Here is a 16,117-nt window from a genome sequence, read left to right on the forward strand (position 1 = left end):
GTATTCAAGTGGATTAAGCGTACTCGCGTGGCAATATCTGAGTTTTATAGCGGTCTGACTATTTCTGCAAAATCTTTCTTGAAATCAGAAAGTTGATCGTCATCCCGGCAAGTGTCGCAATTGCCAGCGCGATGATCGGATAGGTATTCGCAAATTCTGAGATATAGAGCACGACAAAGAACGTGGTGAAGTTGGTGATCAGGCCCAACTGCATACCGCCCAGATAGCTGAGAAATTCGATGAAACTGGGTGGGGTTTGGGTTTTAAACGTAAACGTCCGGTTCAAATACCAGGTGAAGGTCACAGACGTCAGGATGGATAGGCAGCGTGACAAAAACGTGCCTGCGCCAAGCGTATTCAAGGCCGTAAACACCCCCGCGTCTACGACGAAGGCCAGGGACCCTACGACCGCGAAGGTCAGCATATGCCGGTAGGTCTCATTCGAAATCACGTGCTGGCTCCGCCCAAAATTCTTGTCCATATCCTGCACCGATACGAGGTGAAAGGGAAAGCCTGGAATCCTCGAACTTGCGTCCCGGTTGGTTTGGAAACGCAATGAAGTTACAGCGAAGGGACGGGAGTTTTTCAATTCGATCAATTCTTTGCCGGAAAGCGCCGATGCGACAGGTTTAGGGTGTCTTACCCGACAAGCTGCGCTAGGGTCTGTTCCGGAGGGTTGAACAATCCTTTGTGTTTCGTATTTCGGTTTCGACATGATTAGGTCCAGCATGCATATTTTCCGCAGTTTTTGCCTCGCGCTCCTGAGTTTGTTTGTAGTGACGTTGCCAATCGCGACCGGCGCGATGGCAGATGATTCTGACAGGGGACAGATCGCGTTTCCTGGGGCGATAGGGTATGGAAAATACGCCAACGGTTGGCGCGGTGGCAGCGTGTACTACGTGACCACTTTGGCCGATTCCGGACGCGGCAGCCTAAGGGAATGCGTACAGCATCCGGGTGTAGGGCGGGTCTGTGTGTTTGCCGTGTCTGGCACCATTGTTGTCGACAAACAACTTCGTGTTTCGCCCAATACCTATATCGCCGGGCAAACTGCGCCGGGGCAGGGGATACAGCTGCGCGTGGGGAAAGTGCAGTCGTCACCGCTGATGGTGTACGATTCACATAATGTCTTGCTGCGCTTCATGAAATTCCGTCCGGGCCCGAGCAAGAAACCCTCACCGAGTGTTGATGGGCTGGGCATTGAAAGCAGCACGGACGTCTATGTCGACCATGTCTCGGTCTCATTTGGCGTGGATGAAAACCTTGGGATCGGCAGCGAACGCTATGCCAGCCATGATATCACTATCGCCAACACCATCCTGGCCTATGGTCTGGACAAATCGAGCCATACAGAGCGCCGCCATTCTAAAGGCGCCTTGATTTGTTCCAAGGATGGGGCTGTCTCGGATTGTGGGCGGATCACGCTGACGGGAAACCTGTTTGCCCATAACCGTGACCGCAATCCTGATGTATCTTCAACCGCACTGGGCCCGGTCGATATCGTAAACAATGTGTTTTATGATGCCTCGTCGCAATTTGGTGAATTTCGGAACCTCTATGGCGACACGTGGATCAACTATGTGGGCAACGTAATCCTGCCCGGGCCGAGCACACGAAACCGCCCGCGCCCTGCTGCGATTGAAGTGTTTCCGGTTGAGCCAAACAACAAGCTAGAGGTTTTTGCCGACGATAACCTCTATCTGGACAATCGACTGGACATCCTGTGTGACAGGTCGAAACAGGGTCGTGTGGTGGATGTCGCGGCCCGATCCAATATTGTCTCAAGCCCCGCGTTCCCGCTGTCGGTCACGCCCGAACCTGTCTCGGGTGTTTTGGAACATGTGTTGAGCAATGTTGGCGCACGTTCTGGGCTGGATCGGGAATTGGACAGTCTGGACCGGTCGATCATTGAAAACGTCCGGGGCTGTGACGGGCACAGGATCGATCACCCGGATGAGGTCGGAGGCTGGCCGGACCTGCCCGAGATATCCGCACTGAATGACCGTGATCTGGACGGGTTGCCGGATGACTGGGAAGAGGCTCGTGAAGGCCTGGACCCGGATGACCGCAGCGATGGCTGGAAAGACCGCGATGGCGACGGCTGGTCAAACCTTGAGGAATATCTGAGTGTTCTGGCTGGCGACCCGCTGCCTTGAAGCACTTCCAGTTCATGTGGAATCACCAATACCCTGCCGCCTTCGCGCTCTCGGGACATTGGTGATGACGTGATGCTTCAAAAAACTGGAAGTGCCTTAGGCCATCCATTCCTGCTGCCAGAAATGGTACATCAGCACCACCCACAAATGCGGGCCCCAGTTGCGACTGCCAGACAGATGCTCGGACCAGCGTTTGTTCAGCTGCGCCCGGTCGACCGCATCGAAAGTACCATTGTTTGACGTAAAGACATCATTGGCAACGGATTTCAACGGTCCCCGCAACCAATCGTTAAGCGGGATGCCAAAGCCCTGTTTTGGCCGGTCATACAACGCTTTCGGCACACGTTTGTCCAACAGGCGGCGCAGGGCGACTTTGCCTGATTTACCATCATATCGGAGCGTATCCGGCGCGCGCCACGCGGCCTCGACCACGCGGTAGTCCAACAGGGGTGCGCGGATCTCAAGCCCGACTGACATCGAGGCACGGTCGGCTTTGACCAGAATGCTCTCGGGCAGATAGAGCTCGGAATCCAGCAGCATCATCGTATCCACCGGGCCGAGCCCATGCGGCAACGCACGTGATCGGAACAGGCCCTGATCGGATGCAGATGGAGGAGTCCACAGAGTAAACAGCGCATCATACCGGCTGCGGAAGTCCGGATGGCGGGCAATCGCGGCGACTTTGGACAGGCGATCCGGCGTGATCTGATCCCGCATCGAGGCCGGGGCCAACGGTTTCAGAAGTGTTGCGGCTGCCTGCGTTACAGCCGCAGGTGAGGCCGCCAGAACCGAGGCGGCTGGACCGGGTAGTTTCGCACTGATCCGCTCCATCGCCATCATGCGGGCATAGCGTTCATAACCGCCGAACGACTCGTCTCCGCCGTCGCCTGACATCACCACTTTCAGCTTTTCGCTGGCCAGTTGCGATACCAGTAGCGTCGGAAAGGCTGACGGGTCGGCGAAGGGTTCATCATAGACCTGTGGCAGCGTCTGTAACAGATCAAACGCCATCTCGGGCGTCGCGGTGACTTCGTGATGGTCGGTGCCCAGATGTTTTGCGATAGCGGCTGCGTGATCGGCCTCGTTTGTCGCGTCATGGTCGAAACGAACGGTGAAGCTGGTGACTTTGCGCTCGGATTGCTGCTGCATCATCGCAGTGATCAGGCTGGAATCGATGCCACCGGACAAGAATGTGCCGACGGTCACATCAGCCACCATACGCTCGCCCACTGCCGACATCAGCGCGTCTTCGATGCCTGCAAGTGCTTGCGCCTCATCTGCGTAACGATCAGCCCGAGAGGCTTCGACCCGATCCCGCAGGTCCCAGAACCTGTGCAGCCCTGTTACCAGATCCTCGGCCGAGGATGGGGGTGCATCCAACTGAACCTCGACCATCGTGCCCGCTGGCAGTTTCATCACGTCGCGGTAGATCGTCAGAGGGGCCGGGATAAAGGCATAGCGCGCATATTGTTCCTGCGCGCGGCGGTCGACCTCGGGCGTGCCAAAAGCCGCATGGGCGCGCAGGGCTTTGAGTTCAGAGCCAAACAGCAGATGGCCGCCTTTCACGCCCAGATAGAGCGGTTTCTTACCCAGCCGATCCCGCGCAAAGACAACCCGGTTCTGTTGCCGGTCGTATACCGCAAAGGCGAACATACCATGGGCCAGTTCTAGAGTTCTGCGGACGCCCCACTGATCCATCGAGGCCAGCAAAACTTCGGTGTCGGAGGTGCCCCGGAAGGTCACGCCCAGATCAATCAGCTTCTGGCGCAGGTCGAGGAACCCATAGATTTCCCCATTGTAAACAATGCAGTAGCGCCCGCTGGGCGAACTCATGGGTTGCGCGCCGGTCTCGGACAGATCAACAATGGCCAAACGGCGATGCCCCAAGGCCACGCCCGTTTCGGGGTCTACGAACATGCCATCCGCATCGGGGCCACGATGCGCGATGCTGTCACACATCTGTTTCAGCGCGGCGGTGCCTGCTTCACGACCGATTGGGTTGAATGCAAGATATCCGGCAATGCCGCACATGGCCCTGTTTTCCTATCCGGTATGCGGGGCGGTCGACGTCCCGGCCTTTGGTGTGGTGCCAAACAAAACCGCATCATAAGACGCAGCGATCGCGGCGAGAGAGTATTGAGAGGCGATGCGATCCCGGGCCGCCACACTGCGCTGTGCGTAAGCGTCGGCGCTCCAGTTCGCGGCATCTGTCAAGGCCTGTCCAAGCCCCTCGGTATCACGGGCTGCTACCACATAGCCGATATCACCAGCGATCTTGGCTGCGTCACCCACATCGGTGGTCACAACCGGACGGCCATAGCTCATCGCCTCGGCAATGACATTGGGAAAGCCTTCGGTGCGCGAGGACAGGACGAGAAGATCAATGCTGTTATAAAACGCGGTCATGTCGTGCAGATCGCCGCACAACGTTACGCTGTCTTCGGGTATGCCCGCCTGGGCCATCAGCGCGAGTAGGGCTTCGTTCTCGCTGGTCACACCATCCCCGGCCAACCGCGCGGTCAGGTCTGGGAAGGTTTGACGCGCGATGGCGAAGGCGCGGAAAAACGTCTCAAAATCCTTTTGTGGATGAAACCGGGCCGCTAGTCCAACCACGCGCGCGGGGCCAGGTCTGGGGGTTGGCGCGTGAGGCAAAAGAAAACCGTTTGGCACGACCGAGGTATTGTTTTGTGCAAATCCGTATTTGCCGTGTTGTTCCAACGCTCGGGTCGAGTTGTAGATGATCCCATCGCAATACCGCGACAGTTTTTGTGAAAGGCGCACGGCGATCCGGGTGCTGCGGGTAAAGGCCGCCGGGTCGTCCAAAGCCTGCCGCACGGTCCAGATCACCGGCACATGGCGCAGCGATAAGACCCGCGCGATAAGACCAACGACCATAGCGTGATACATCCAGCACAGCACCACATCGGGTTTATGGGTCCGGATTAAACGCGCAATCTGCCAGATGGCGCGGGGAAAAGACAAAGGCGACCGAGCCCGCAGCGAGATATACTCGACCTTTTCATTCCCTGCCATCGCGCGGCACCGATCTGACACTTCAGTCAGCGCTACCACAACTGCGCGTTCGCCAGAATGTGACAGCAACCGGGCGAGCATCGCTTGCGCTCCGCCCTGAGTCGAGAAATCAGTGACTACGTGCAGGATCATTTATCCCGCCTTTTGCCCTGCTAGGGCCTCATTGCCTACGTCAACGATGACCTGTGCAAGACGCGCGATGTCTTCTTGCGACCAGCCTGGATCGACCAGAAACGCTAGGCTAGTCTCGCCCAGCTCGCGCGCAACCGGCAGGCGTTCAGCGGGGCCGAGCCCATGTTTGCGGAACGTATCTTCAAGGTAGATTTCAGAGCAACTGCCTGAGAAGGCGGGGAACCCCGCCTGCGAGATCTCGGAAATGATGCGGTCGCGCGACCAGCCCGAGGCCAGGGCCTGCGGGCGTACGAAGGCGTAGAACCGGTAATAGGCATGGGTCACGTTGTCCGGTGGGTTTGGCACCATGAACGCGGGGCAGGTGGTCAAAGCTTCGCCCAGTATCCGGGCATTGGCCGTGCGATGGGCGCGCCAATCATTCAGCCTTTGCAACTGAACGCGGCCCAAAGCCGCCGATGGACCGGTCATACGCAGGTTTGTGCCCGGCCCGGAATCGTGCAACCAGCGGAACCCCGGCGGATGATCGGTGTTGAACACCGTGTCATAACCCTTGCCATGATCCTTGTAGCTCCAGACCCGAGACCAGAGTTCGTGGTCATTCGTGGTCAGCAAACCACCTTCACCGCCCGTGGTCATGATCTTATCTTGACAGAACGAGAACGATCCGAACGTGCCGATGGTGCCTACGTGGCGGTCGCCGATCATCGCACCATGGGCCTGCGCGCAATCTTCGATCACCCATAGATCATGCGCTTGCGCCAAATCCATGATCGCATCCATATCGCAAGGCCAGCCGCCCAGATGTACCGGAATGATCCCGCGCGTGCGCGACGTGATCAGCGGCGCGATGGTTTCGGCGGTGATGTTCTGGGTGACTGGATCGACATCCGCGAAGACCGGTACTCCACCCTCCAGCATCACGGAACTGGCCGAGGCGATAAAACTGCGCGGGGTGACAATCACTTCGTCCGCGGGTTCAAGATTCAGCACGTGCAGGGCCGCGTCCAGCGTCACGGTGCCGTTGGCCATGGCAATGGCGTGGATAGAACCAGTATACGCACGGTATTCGTCTTCGAATGCGCGTACATCCGGTCCGGTCCAAGCGTTGACTTTGCCCGATGCCAAAACCCGGCTGACCGCATCTATCTGTTCCTGATCGTATATGGGCCAAGATGCCATTTCGAACTCTCCTGTCAGACCACGGTTCGGACCAGAACAAACCCCTCGGCCGCGTGCCGGTGGACGGTTGCACCGCGTAGGGTCGCCAACGCGCGCAAGCTGTCGACCGAGCGCTCGTGCGGGGCTTGCTTGGCCTGGCTTTCAAACATCGCAAAGGCTTTCAGCTTGCGTTCCAGCGTGTCCGAGATATCGACAAAGATATTCGGAACAAAGGGCGGCGTCAGATACGGCGCGTTCCAGTTGGTCTCGGACAATGTCTCATAGGCTGCGATAGTCGCCGGGTACTTGTCCTGATGCGGGCGGCTCGCCACAAGGCTGGACAGAAATGTCAGCTGGTGATCCATGTGAATATCGCCCGGATGCGGCGCAAGGATCAGATCGGCTCCGAGATCACGCACCAACTTGCCCAACGCGCCATTCAGATCCGAATGCGGTTGTTCCGATAGCTCCGCCGCGGTGAAATCCATCCAGTGCGTCTGCGTCACGCCCAGATAGTCATGAGATTTGCGCGCCTCGGCCCGGGTGATCTCGGTGTCCTCATCCCGGAATTTCGGCGGCTTTGCACGCGTCACCACAACCACGTGCACTTCGCGGCCCGCATCGGCAAGACGGGCGATAGTACCACCCGCGCCCAGCACCTCGTCATCGGGGTGAGGGGCGATGACCAGGGCAGGTCCGGCCCCGGCGCTGATGAGATCGGTGGTTATCATGACATTTTTCCTAATTTCGAATGTATGGCCGGGGGAATATCCGCCCCGGACCATTCCAGAATATCAAGGCACCGCCCATCCCCGCAGGCGACGGTGAAGTTTTGGCCATCAATGTCCTGCACCTGACCGGGCAGGCCGATGTAAAACCCGTCAGGTTCCGAGAATTTGGCCTTTGTAATCACAATCTGCCGACCGTCAGAGCCCTGCGTGAACGCCCCCGGATAGGGCGGGCCCGAGGCACGGATCAGGCACTCGATTTCTTCGGCCGAACGCGCCCAGTCGATCAGGCCGTCTTCGGGCCGACGGCGCGCGCAAATGCTGATCCCGGTGGTGGGCTGAGGTTCGCGCGGGATGTCTCCCACGGCAATCTGCTCAAGCAACGGGGGCAGCAGGCCTGAGATGGCGCGCAAAGAGCGATCATAAAGCTCGCGTGCGGTGACTGTGTTTGGATCAACGGCATAGCGCGCCTGGGCCGCAATGGGCCCATCATCAGCACCTTCGCCGAGCCAGAACAGGGACGATCCTACATTTCGTTCTCTTAGCAACACGGTCCATGGAATAACGCCACGCCCGCGCAGCTTCGGCAAGGCCGAGGGGTGAAAACCGATGCACCCCAGCTTGGGGATTGCCCGGAAGGCCGGGCCGCAGATTTGCGACCAACCGATGACCATAATCAGGTCGGGCTTCAGGGCCTCGATTTGCGCGATGGTCTCGGGTGCGTTGGTTTTCTCAATATACTCAACGGGTACGCCATAGCGATTGGCCACGACGCTGAGATCGACAAAATCGGAATGCCGATGCGACAGATGAGGCGGCAATGTCATAACCAGATCGGGCGCATGCCCCGCAGCACAAATTGATACCAACGCGGCGTGGGAGGTTTCGACAGCCCCGACAAATACTGTTTTCATGCGGGCGACCTCTGAAACGAAGATTTTTGTGGCGGATGTTGCTGCAACCAATCCGCGGCGGCCTTAATCCGGTCTGTGCGACGATTCTCGCCGCGCAGCGCAACACCGACGGTTTCTGACATGATCTGCAAATCCAAAGCCAAAGACCGATGTGCCACATACCACAGATCAAGGCTGAGCTTCTCGGAATTGCTGAGATTTGTGTTTCCACTCACTTGCGCCCAACCGGTCAGGCCGGGTCGAACCGAACAGCGGTACTGCCCTTCAGGCCCAAAGCTTTCGATGGTTTCGGGAAGCAGCGGGCGCGGACCTACCAGAGCCATGTGACCGCGCAGGATCAGCAGCAATTGCGGGATTTCATCCAGACGCAAGCGACGGATCAAGGCCGTCGCGCGGGTCTGTCGTTGATCATCTGGCAACAACGCGCCATCCGGGCCACGTGCTTCGGACATCGAGCGGAGTTTGAACAAATTAAACTCGCGCCCACCCAGACCACAGCGGCGCTGTGAAAACATCAATGGCAACCCGACAGAGGTTGCAACAATCAGACACGCGACAAGAAAGAAGGGCAGAGAGATAAGACCCAACAGGATGCAGAGCAGAATTTCGGGTACTCTATTCACAGTTCAATCCAACTCAGAACACACGCGGCGCACCGCAACACTTGAAATCAACAAACAAATCACACGCCAGCGGCAATGACTAAATCGCCTGGGCAGAGACCGCCTCAATCTGTTCGAATTGGATGTGTTTTGCAAGAAGTCTGCGGCGCTTTGATCGAATCGTGCCGGTTGTGAAGAATGTTGGGAATTTAACGCCGACATCGCAGCTGGTTTCGTCAACGGTTTGGCTGCTAGCGGAGCATTGTTTCGGATTTGGGGCGAGGAACAGGATAGCCGCGACGATGGGCCGTTTCTCTTGTCACGCAATACAGGAGTGCTTAGCTTGATTGCGTGGGCTTGTGCAGGTTTGAACCGGGCCCGATGATTTTTTGACGTACAGCGAATAAAGCTTGCGTTTCTTGTGTATCGAAGATCACAGAACCACCAGTTTGGTTTGTAGTACAGATCGTAGAGTTAGTGAGTTGGGAGACAGAGGTTTGAAAACCTGTTTCAAAGTGATGTTGGTGATGTTCACTCTGGCGGCAAGCGCCGTTTGGGCCGAGGGATATCGCCTGCTGCCGCAGGATCGGCTGTCTCTGAAGGCGATGCGCTGGGATGCGGAGTCCACAACTTACCTAAGCTGGACCGGTGTAACCGGCGAATACACCATAACCGGTGACGGTGATCTGATGATTCCACTTGTCGGCCAGGTCGAAGCAGAGGGTCACACCCCGGCTGAGCTGGCAGCGGCGCTAGAGCTGAAATTCCGCCGCCAGATCGGCATGGTCGAACCGCCGCGCATCGCGCTGGAGGTGATTGGCCATCTGCCGGTTTATGTGCTGGGCGACGTGAATTCCCCGGGCGCCTACGATTTCCACGTGGGTATGACCGCGCAACAGATTCTAGCGCTGGCCGGAGGGCCAATCCGCCCGCCGATTCAACTGGCAACCGGTAATGACATTCAAGTGCTGCGCATGGGCGGCGAGATTCGCCTGTTGGCAACGCAGATTGATGAACTGGAACAGCAGCGCCAGCGGCTGATTGCGGATCTGACCGTTCTAGAAGGCGATGACGAAGGCGCTGATCTGACAAATGCGCCCGAAGGGCTGGAAGGCGAAATCCTTCAGGCCACATTGGCCGCACGCGAAGGGCAGGGCGAACGGATCAGGGACCTGCAAGCCCTTCTTAAAGAACAGATCGAAAGCCTGACACAGCAGCTTGAGTTGCGTGACACGCAGATCGCTAACGTCTCGAAAGAACTGGAAAATTTGAACTCGCTGAGGGAAAAGGGGCTGACCGCATCGAACCGGGTCACCGCAATGACCAATGCGCTGAACGATCTGGAGTCCAAGCGTCTGGATCAGGAGGTCGCGTTGCTGGTCGCGCGCCAGGACCTCAACCGTGCACAGCGAGATGAGTTGCAACTGGATGACACGGCGCGCTCGGATGCGTTGGTGAAACTGAATGAGGTTGAAAGCCAACTGGCGTCGCTGAAGACCCGATTGCAAACCGCGTCGACCCTGCATGGTGAACTGGCCGCCGCCGGGTATCTGAGCGAGGATGACATCGCTAGTGAGACAACCATTGAGTTTATCGTCACCCGTGGGGGTAATACGCAAACGCAGCGTGTAAAGGGAACCGATCCGGTGCAACCGGGGGATACAATCGAGGTTGTCAGGAAAACGGTTATTACGTCGAATTGAGTATAGAAGCTATGTGGGCCTCGGTCCCAGGGAATTTAGTTAACGAGTTTCATCATGACATTGCCCGCTGACAGACCGGTCGATTTTCTGATCATAGGTGCTGCGAAATGTGCGACCACGTGGTTGCAGCATTCGCTGACGCAAACCCCGGCCATCTATATGCCGGGGCCCGAGCTTCATTTCTTTTCACGGGAATACGGCAAAGGATTGGCTTGGTACCGGGATCAGTTCGATGGATATGAACAGGCTGCGCTGATCGGCGAGAAGTCGAATTCTTATCTGACAGTGCCCGAGGCCGCGCAGCGCATTCGGGATTTCGCTCCGAATGCGCGGCTGATTCTACAAATGCGTGATCCGGTTCAGCGCGCCTATTCGGATTATTGCATGCTGTTCCGCCGTGGAGAGGTTACGGACCGGATCGAAGACTATCTGAACCCCGCGCATGCGGCGGACCAACGGTTCCTGTCCGATGGGCGCTATGCGCATCATTTGGCACGGTTCTATGATCTGTTCCCGGCCGAGCAAATCCTGTTGCTGGCCTATGAGGATATTCGCCGCAATCCAACCGGGAACCTGGAAAAGGTGCGTGAACATCTCAGTCTGTCCGGAAAACTGGAAGCGCCGGTTAAGAAAAAGGTAAAGGACAAGAATGCTGCAATGGTGCCTTTGCCGTTGCGCAAGATCCTGGGACCGGTTCGTTCTGTCATTGATCCTGTTCGACACACCTGGCCGGTTCGGTCTTTGCGCAATGCGGTTGCCCGTCAGGTACAGTATCCGCCGCTGTCCGAAGATCTGTCGCGCCGCCTTGCCGAGTTCTATTGCGAGGACATGACCAAGATCGCAGAGATTGAACCCGGAATCACTGAGGCCTGGGGCAGTGCCAAACCGCTTGAAATGGCTCGAATCAATTGAGCTTTGTTATGTGTCATAAGTCACGCTGCGTTTCCGGTATGGAAACAAAGACGCCAAATCGTAGGGCGCGTCTTGTTCGATCAGATGTTTACAAAAAGTTCTCAAACAGACCGAATGCTGTGCGAACATTGGGAAATAGGGCATTTCTTTGGTCAAACGATGCCGGAAACGTGAAAAAAGCATTTTGCTCTGGTGTTGGCTATGTTAGATTTTAATCATATTGAAACCTTAGTGGCCATGTTGGCCGCTAAACATTGTAGTTTGGTTCGTACGAGTGAGAAAGGGTTGTGGCAAAGGGTCTGATGATTTTCAAACCTGAGCCGGTCTAGGGGGACCTTACAAAAATAATCAAACTTGCCGGCAAGTGGTTTCTGCTGGCGTGTGAGTGCGGCTTTGACGGCTGATCGACTGTTTTCGATCTGTCCTGCTGGGTCGGGTAGTAGTGGGCAATTTATACGCCGGAGTACTGAGTATGTATGAGCGTGAGTTGGTTAAGCTCAAGAATGGATCTGTTAAAGATACTGCGATCGAACCTGATCTGAAATTGGGCGACATCGGATCCACTTTGAAGCAAAAACTTATTGAGCTGAGCGCAAACCGCCGCTTGGTTATTGGTGATGTTGTCGCCTCGGCCATTTCCGTTGTGATGGCTGTGGTGTTGGCCAACGGGGGCACGTTGCCTGCGGCGGCGTCTGCGGCTCTGATCCCATTGGTATTGATGTCCTGCTTGATCGCACTGGCGATCCTGCCGATGTCGGGCATTTATAAGCGTCACACCCGGTCCACGTCGCTGCGTGATGTGGCGCTGATCGTGCGCGCGTCATTCTTCTGTGTCGCAACGCTGGCTCTGTTCGGCATGGCGGCTGCAGTCACATCCCAAGTTCCGCTTGCAGTCTATGTCATTCAATTCTTCCTGATCGTGCCTGCACTGGGCAGCCTGCGCATTATTGCCCGCAGCACCGAGTTCAAGCGCAAGGTTCAGGGCTGCACCGCAAGTGACAATGGCAAAATCCCAGTGATCCTTGTTGGCACCGGCGCCAGCAGTGACCTGTTTGTCCGTTCGCTGCGCAACACGGAATCCAAGTATGAGCCCGTTGGCATCATTGATGACGCCCGCAACACGCAAGGCCTGTACTTTCACGACGTAAAGATCATCGGCTCGCTGCTGGATGCAGACGCCGTGATCGAGCGGCTGAAGTTTGATGACAACCTGCCTCAGCGTATTCTGCTGACCGAGCCGGTCACCCATTTCGAAAGCGATGGTATCCGCAAACTAACCCGCTGGGCCGAAGCCAACAGCATTCCCGTGTCGCGCTTGACCGGTTTGGAAGAGTTGGGCACCGAAAGCAACGGTATCCGGACCGTGAACCCCGAAGACATCCTGGATCGTCCGCAAAAGGCGGTTGAGCGTTCTATGCTGCGCGAGATGTTTAAGGATCGCCGTGTTCTGATCACCGGTGCTGGCGGATCGATCGGCAGTGAACTGACCCGTCAGATCGCGTCGTTCGAGCCGGCGGAAATCGTCATGATCGAAAACACAGAATACAATGCCTACTCAATCGACATGGACCTGAGCCAGAACTTCCCCGAAGTTTCGCGCCGCATCTATGTTGCCGATATTCGCAGCGCTGACCGTGTGAACAAGATCTTCGAACGTCACCGTCCCGAGTTGGTCTTCAACGCGGCTGCATTGAAGCACGTACCAATGGTCGAGCTGAACCCGTGCGAAGGCGTTTTGACCAACGTGATCGGGACGCGTAACGTCGCCGATGCTGCGCGCAATGTAGGTGCCATTGCGATGGTGCAGGTTTCGACCGACAAGGCCGTGAACAGCACCAGCGTCATGGGTGCAACCAAGCGTGTTGCGGAATTCTACGCTCAGGCGCAGGACCGTGTAACCAACGGCACTGATGAGGCCACACGCTTCTTCTCGGTCCGGTTTGGTAACGTTCTGGGCTCGTCGGGTTCGCTGATCCCGCTGTTCCAGCGCCAGATTTCGGAAGGCGGCCCGCTGACGGTCACTGACCCGAAGATGGAACGCTATTTCATGACCATTCGTGAGGCTGTGCAGTTGACGCTGGTTGCGGCGGCCAAAGGATTGAATCTGGAAAACAGCCACGGCGAAATCTTTGTTCTGGACATGGGTCGCCCGGTGAAAATCGTTGATCTGGCCGAGCGTATGATCCGTCTGGCGGGGTTGGTTCCTTACAAGGACATTGACATCAAGTTCATCGGTATTCGCAAAGGCGAAAAGCTGTATGAGGAGCTGTTTGATGTGACGGAAGAGCATCGCGAAAGCGGCATCCCAGGTGTGGCTTCAGCGATCCCCGAAGGTGTCTCGGTGGCACGTCTGCGTGCTATGATCCTCAAGCTGGAACAGGCTGCACTGGATGGCGATGATCTGGGCGTCAAAAAGCTGCTGAAAGAGCTGGTGCCAGGTTATGGCGTCAACGGTCTGCGTCCGATTGAAACAAAGGATCTGATCAAACCTCGGACCAAGTCGAAGATCACCGCGATCCCGACCGAGAAGATGGTGAGCGCCTTTGCAAACTCCGATGCTTTGGAAACCGTCGGTGGCCGCTAAAGCTACTGTTTGAAGTTATTGTTGTGTCGGCTTTGACCCAAGCCGTGTGTGTTACGAGTAACTAAGGGCTCTTACGAGCGTTTCATAAGATGTCAGAACTGAGTCAATCTGGCGTGATCACTCCCACCCAGCACGGGTGGGACCGGATCCTGCGGTTTATCGGGGCCGGTGTGATCAACACGCTGTTTGGATATGCCGTATTTTCGATACTGGTTTGGTTTGGCGCTCACCCTCAGGTGGCGCTTGCCATCCAGTTCATAGTCGGGGTTCTTTGGAACTTTCAGGTCCATGGTCGTTTCGTGTTCTACGTACAGGGCTATGGGCGGCTGCCGCACTACGCGGTGTCCTATGTCATCGTCTACGCGTTTAACGCTGCGCTGTTGTGGGCTTTGCTACAGCTCGGCTTTGATGCTTATCTGGCGCAGGCCATTGCACTGGGGCCGACTGTTGTTTTGTCATATGGTCTGATCTCACGTGCTTTGCGTCCTAACCCGCAGAAAGGTGAGCAATGACCCATTCCGTTGACCCTGGCCTGAGCGTAGATTCGGACATCCATACAACCGTGCGCTCTGGTGGTAGCCTGTTGATGCGGGTTGTAACGATTGGCGTTTTGGTTGTCCTGTTTGCGGCGCTCTACGGGCGTATCATGGGGTATGGCCTGCGTCGGGACGAACTGATGTTCGTACCCCCAGCTGAACTTTTGGGCTATTGGAGCCTCTACAGCGATTTCTTCTATAACCATGTTCCCAATTCTGCTTGGTATTACAGGGGGTTATACCTGCTGTTCGGGAGCGAAGGCCTTCTGGCCTCGGCTCGTTTCGGACAGTTCTTTGCCTGGTTGCTACTAGCCTCGGGCATCGGCTGGGCGACCTGGAGGATTTCCGGCTCGCGCCTTCTGGCGGTGTTCTTTGTTGTGGTCCTTTTGGTGAATGAAACGCTGCAAGCTCAGGCCGGGATGGCCGCCAGCAACAACTTGTTACCCTTGCCCTTTGCCGCTTGGGGGCTGGGCTTGTTCATTGTCCAGACACTCAAGGATCGTCCCGGCTTCCTTTGGCTGGTGATGTCCGGCCTCTGCCTGTCGATTGCGGCGGGCATGAAGGTCAGTGCTGCGATGTTCATCCCACCCGTTGCAATCGCCGCCTTCCTGCTGCCCTGGCATCTGCCGTTAGCAGCTCGTCTACGCGGGGTCGTTCTGCCGGTGCTTATCGGCGGTTTGATCGGGGCCATTCCCTTGTTCTGGTATCTGGCCTCTGAACCTTCGGAATTTCTAGCCCATATACTGAAATTTCACACTGGCCCGCATGTGGCCTATTGGCAGGCGAATGCCGCGTCCGAGCCTGGGCTGGCCATCGGGATCGGTGGCAAGGTCCTGTTGGCCTACGCAACCTGGTTCGGGGGTGCGGCGTTGGTCGGATTGATGGCCGTGTTCTTCGTTGCCGCACTGGCTGGCGCCAATGCTGTGCGTCTGGGGCATGGAACAGGTCAGATCATACTGGTTCTGGCCTTGCTGGGCATAACGGCACTGTTCAGCTTTGTGCCGACTCCCGGTTTTCCCCAGTATTATATCCAGCCGCTGATTGTTGTTCCCCTTTTGGGGGCTTTGATCTATCGCCTTGTTCCCACTGAAAAACGTACGGCTATTGCACCTCTCTGCGCGGCGGGTTTCGCATTGATGGTGCTGCTGGGAGCACCGAGACTTGCGCCCGGGCTGCTGAATCTTGCGAAGCCAGACAGCTTTACGACCGCCCGCATCGCAAAAGGCGCACAGGCATTGCAGGACGTGGTCGCAGACAGCGCGATCCCGGATGGTCCGGTCGCGACGCTGATGCCGCTTTATCCACTCGAAGCCCACCTGCCGGTCTACGCTGAACTGGCCACTGGCCCCTTCGCTTATCGCATCGCGCCTTACACGGACCCGGAACTGGCGCAGCACTATGTCATGGCCGGCGCAGATGATCTGATTGCCCTGTTTGATTCCAATCCGCCCTCCGCTTTCCTTTTGGGATATGATTCCACACTTGAGGCACCATTGTTGCTATATGCGCAAACAAATGGCTACGCCGCGGTGCCAAAAGACGGGTTAAGTAACCGCTATGGAAAAGGTGTGATATACTCCAAGCGCGCGGGAGTGGCAGATTGAACGCATGCACCACCCACCCCGCCCGAGCAACAATGGGCAATCCGCCTTAACCCCG

Annotated in this window: 13 protein-coding genes; 6 read left to right on the forward strand and 7 right to left on the reverse strand. The window is 56.9% G+C overall.

Going from position 1 to position 16,117, the window contains the following annotated elements; all coding sequences use genetic code 11:
- Nucleotides 1-58 precede the first annotated feature (58 nt).
- Entirely contained in the window at nt 59-481 is a 423-nt protein-coding gene (locus tag ABLN87_RS14250; RefSeq protein WP_353011244.1) for a GtrA family protein, read from the reverse strand.
- 322 nt (nt 482-803) lie between these two features.
- Here ABLN87_RS14250 and ABLN87_RS14255 point away from each other — a divergent pair, with 322 nt between their 5' ends.
- Nucleotides 804-2,156 (forward strand): pectate lyase family protein, encoded by a 1,353-nt coding sequence (locus tag ABLN87_RS14255; RefSeq protein ID WP_353011246.1) that lies wholly within the window; start codon nt 804-806, stop codon nt 2,154-2,156.
- Nucleotides 2,157-2,252: 96 nt separating this feature from the next.
- On the opposite strand, the gene asnB is transcribed toward ABLN87_RS14255, so the two are convergent.
- From asnB to ABLN87_RS14285, 6 genes are read right to left on the reverse strand one after another with little or no spacing between them, the layout of a single operon-like run.
- Complete coding sequence (asnB, locus tag ABLN87_RS14260) at nt 2,253-4,187, reverse strand: asparagine synthase (glutamine-hydrolyzing) (RefSeq protein ID WP_353011248.1); 1,935 nt, start codon at nt 4,185-4,187, stop codon at nt 2,253-2,255.
- Between the two features lie 12 nt (nt 4,188-4,199).
- Nucleotides 4,200-5,321 (reverse strand): glycosyltransferase, encoded by a 1,122-nt coding sequence (locus ABLN87_RS14265; RefSeq protein WP_353011250.1) that lies wholly within the window; start codon nt 5,319-5,321, stop codon nt 4,200-4,202.
- Nucleotides 5,322-6,500, reverse strand: coding sequence for a DegT/DnrJ/EryC1/StrS family aminotransferase (locus ABLN87_RS14270; protein ID WP_353011252.1), 1,179 nt, complete (start codon nt 6,498-6,500; stop codon nt 5,322-5,324). It lies immediately after the preceding gene.
- Between the two features lie 14 nt (nt 6,501-6,514).
- On the reverse strand, nt 6,515-7,210 hold the full coding sequence (locus ABLN87_RS14275; RefSeq protein ID WP_353011254.1) for a PIG-L deacetylase family protein: 696 nt from the start codon (nt 7,208-7,210) through the stop codon (nt 6,515-6,517).
- Entirely contained in the window at nt 7,207-8,121 is a 915-nt protein-coding gene (locus tag ABLN87_RS14280; RefSeq protein ID WP_353011256.1) for a methionyl-tRNA formyltransferase, read from the reverse strand. The genes ABLN87_RS14275 and ABLN87_RS14280 overlap by 4 nt, the downstream gene beginning before the upstream one ends.
- On the reverse strand, nt 8,118-8,744 hold the full coding sequence (locus ABLN87_RS14285) for a sugar transferase (protein WP_353011258.1): 627 nt from the start codon (nt 8,742-8,744) through the stop codon (nt 8,118-8,120). The genes ABLN87_RS14280 and ABLN87_RS14285 overlap by 4 nt, the downstream gene beginning before the upstream one ends.
- 476 nt (nt 8,745-9,220) lie before the next feature.
- Between ABLN87_RS14285 and ABLN87_RS14290 the strand changes: the two genes are divergently transcribed.
- The 5 genes from ABLN87_RS14290 (at nt 9,221) to ABLN87_RS14310 (ending at nt 16,062) form a co-directional block, all read left to right on the forward strand.
- Nucleotides 9,221-10,426, forward strand: a complete 1,206-nt coding sequence (locus tag ABLN87_RS14290; RefSeq protein ID WP_353011259.1) for a polysaccharide biosynthesis/export family protein — start codon at nt 9,221-9,223, stop codon at nt 10,424-10,426.
- A gap of 54 nt (nt 10,427-10,480) precedes the next feature.
- Nucleotides 10,481-11,338 carry a sulfotransferase family protein gene (locus ABLN87_RS14295; RefSeq protein WP_353011261.1) on the forward strand — a complete coding sequence of 286 codons (858 nt, stop codon included), beginning with the start codon at nt 10,481-10,483 and terminating at the stop codon, nt 11,336-11,338.
- Between the two features lie 472 nt (nt 11,339-11,810).
- Nucleotides 11,811-13,922 (forward strand): polysaccharide biosynthesis protein, encoded by a 2,112-nt coding sequence (locus tag ABLN87_RS14300; RefSeq protein WP_353011263.1) that lies wholly within the window; start codon nt 11,811-11,813, stop codon nt 13,920-13,922.
- Between the two features lie 89 nt (nt 13,923-14,011).
- Complete coding sequence (locus ABLN87_RS14305; protein WP_353011265.1) at nt 14,012-14,434, forward strand: GtrA family protein; 423 nt, start codon at nt 14,012-14,014, stop codon at nt 14,432-14,434.
- A complete protein-coding gene (locus ABLN87_RS14310; RefSeq protein ID WP_353011267.1) occupies nt 14,431-16,062 on the forward strand; it encodes a hypothetical protein in 1,632 nt (543 codons plus the stop codon). Before ABLN87_RS14305 ends, ABLN87_RS14310 begins: the two co-directional genes overlap by 4 nt.
- Nucleotides 16,063-16,117: the final 55 nt, after the last annotated feature.

This window comes from Ruegeria sp. SCP10 (assembly GCF_040329495.1).
Lineage (GTDB): Bacteria > Pseudomonadota > Alphaproteobacteria > Rhodobacterales > Rhodobacteraceae > Ruegeria.

What these genes read in the sequence shown, in the direction of transcription:
- ABLN87_RS14250 (WP_353011244.1), bottom strand. Translation starts at nt 481, where the DNA reads ATGGACAAGAATTTTGGGCGGAGCCAGCACGTGATTTCGAATGAGACC.
- ABLN87_RS14255 (WP_353011246.1), top strand. Translation starts at nt 804, where the DNA reads ATGGCAGATGATTCTGACAGGGGACAGATCGCGTTTCCTGGGGCGATA.
- asnB (WP_353011248.1), bottom strand. Translation starts at nt 4,187, where the DNA reads ATGTGCGGCATTGCCGGATATCTTGCATTCAACCCAATCGGTCGTGAA.
- ABLN87_RS14265 (WP_353011250.1), bottom strand. Translation starts at nt 5,321, where the DNA reads ATGATCCTGCACGTAGTCACTGATTTCTCGACTCAGGGCGGAGCGCAA.
- ABLN87_RS14270 (WP_353011252.1), bottom strand. Translation starts at nt 6,500, where the DNA reads ATGGCATCTTGGCCCATATACGATCAGGAACAGATAGATGCGGTCAGC.
- ABLN87_RS14275 (WP_353011254.1), bottom strand. Translation starts at nt 7,210, where the DNA reads ATGATAACCACCGATCTCATCAGCGCCGGGGCCGGACCTGCCCTGGTC.
- ABLN87_RS14280 (WP_353011256.1), bottom strand. Translation starts at nt 8,121, where the DNA reads ATGAAAACAGTATTTGTCGGGGCTGTCGAAACCTCCCACGCCGCGTTG.
- ABLN87_RS14295 (WP_353011261.1), top strand. Translation starts at nt 10,481, where the DNA reads ATGACATTGCCCGCTGACAGACCGGTCGATTTTCTGATCATAGGTGCT.
- ABLN87_RS14300 (WP_353011263.1), top strand. Translation starts at nt 11,811, where the DNA reads ATGTATGAGCGTGAGTTGGTTAAGCTCAAGAATGGATCTGTTAAAGAT.
- ABLN87_RS14305 (WP_353011265.1), top strand. Translation starts at nt 14,012, where the DNA reads ATGTCAGAACTGAGTCAATCTGGCGTGATCACTCCCACCCAGCACGGG.
- ABLN87_RS14310 (WP_353011267.1), top strand. Translation starts at nt 14,431, where the DNA reads ATGACCCATTCCGTTGACCCTGGCCTGAGCGTAGATTCGGACATCCAT.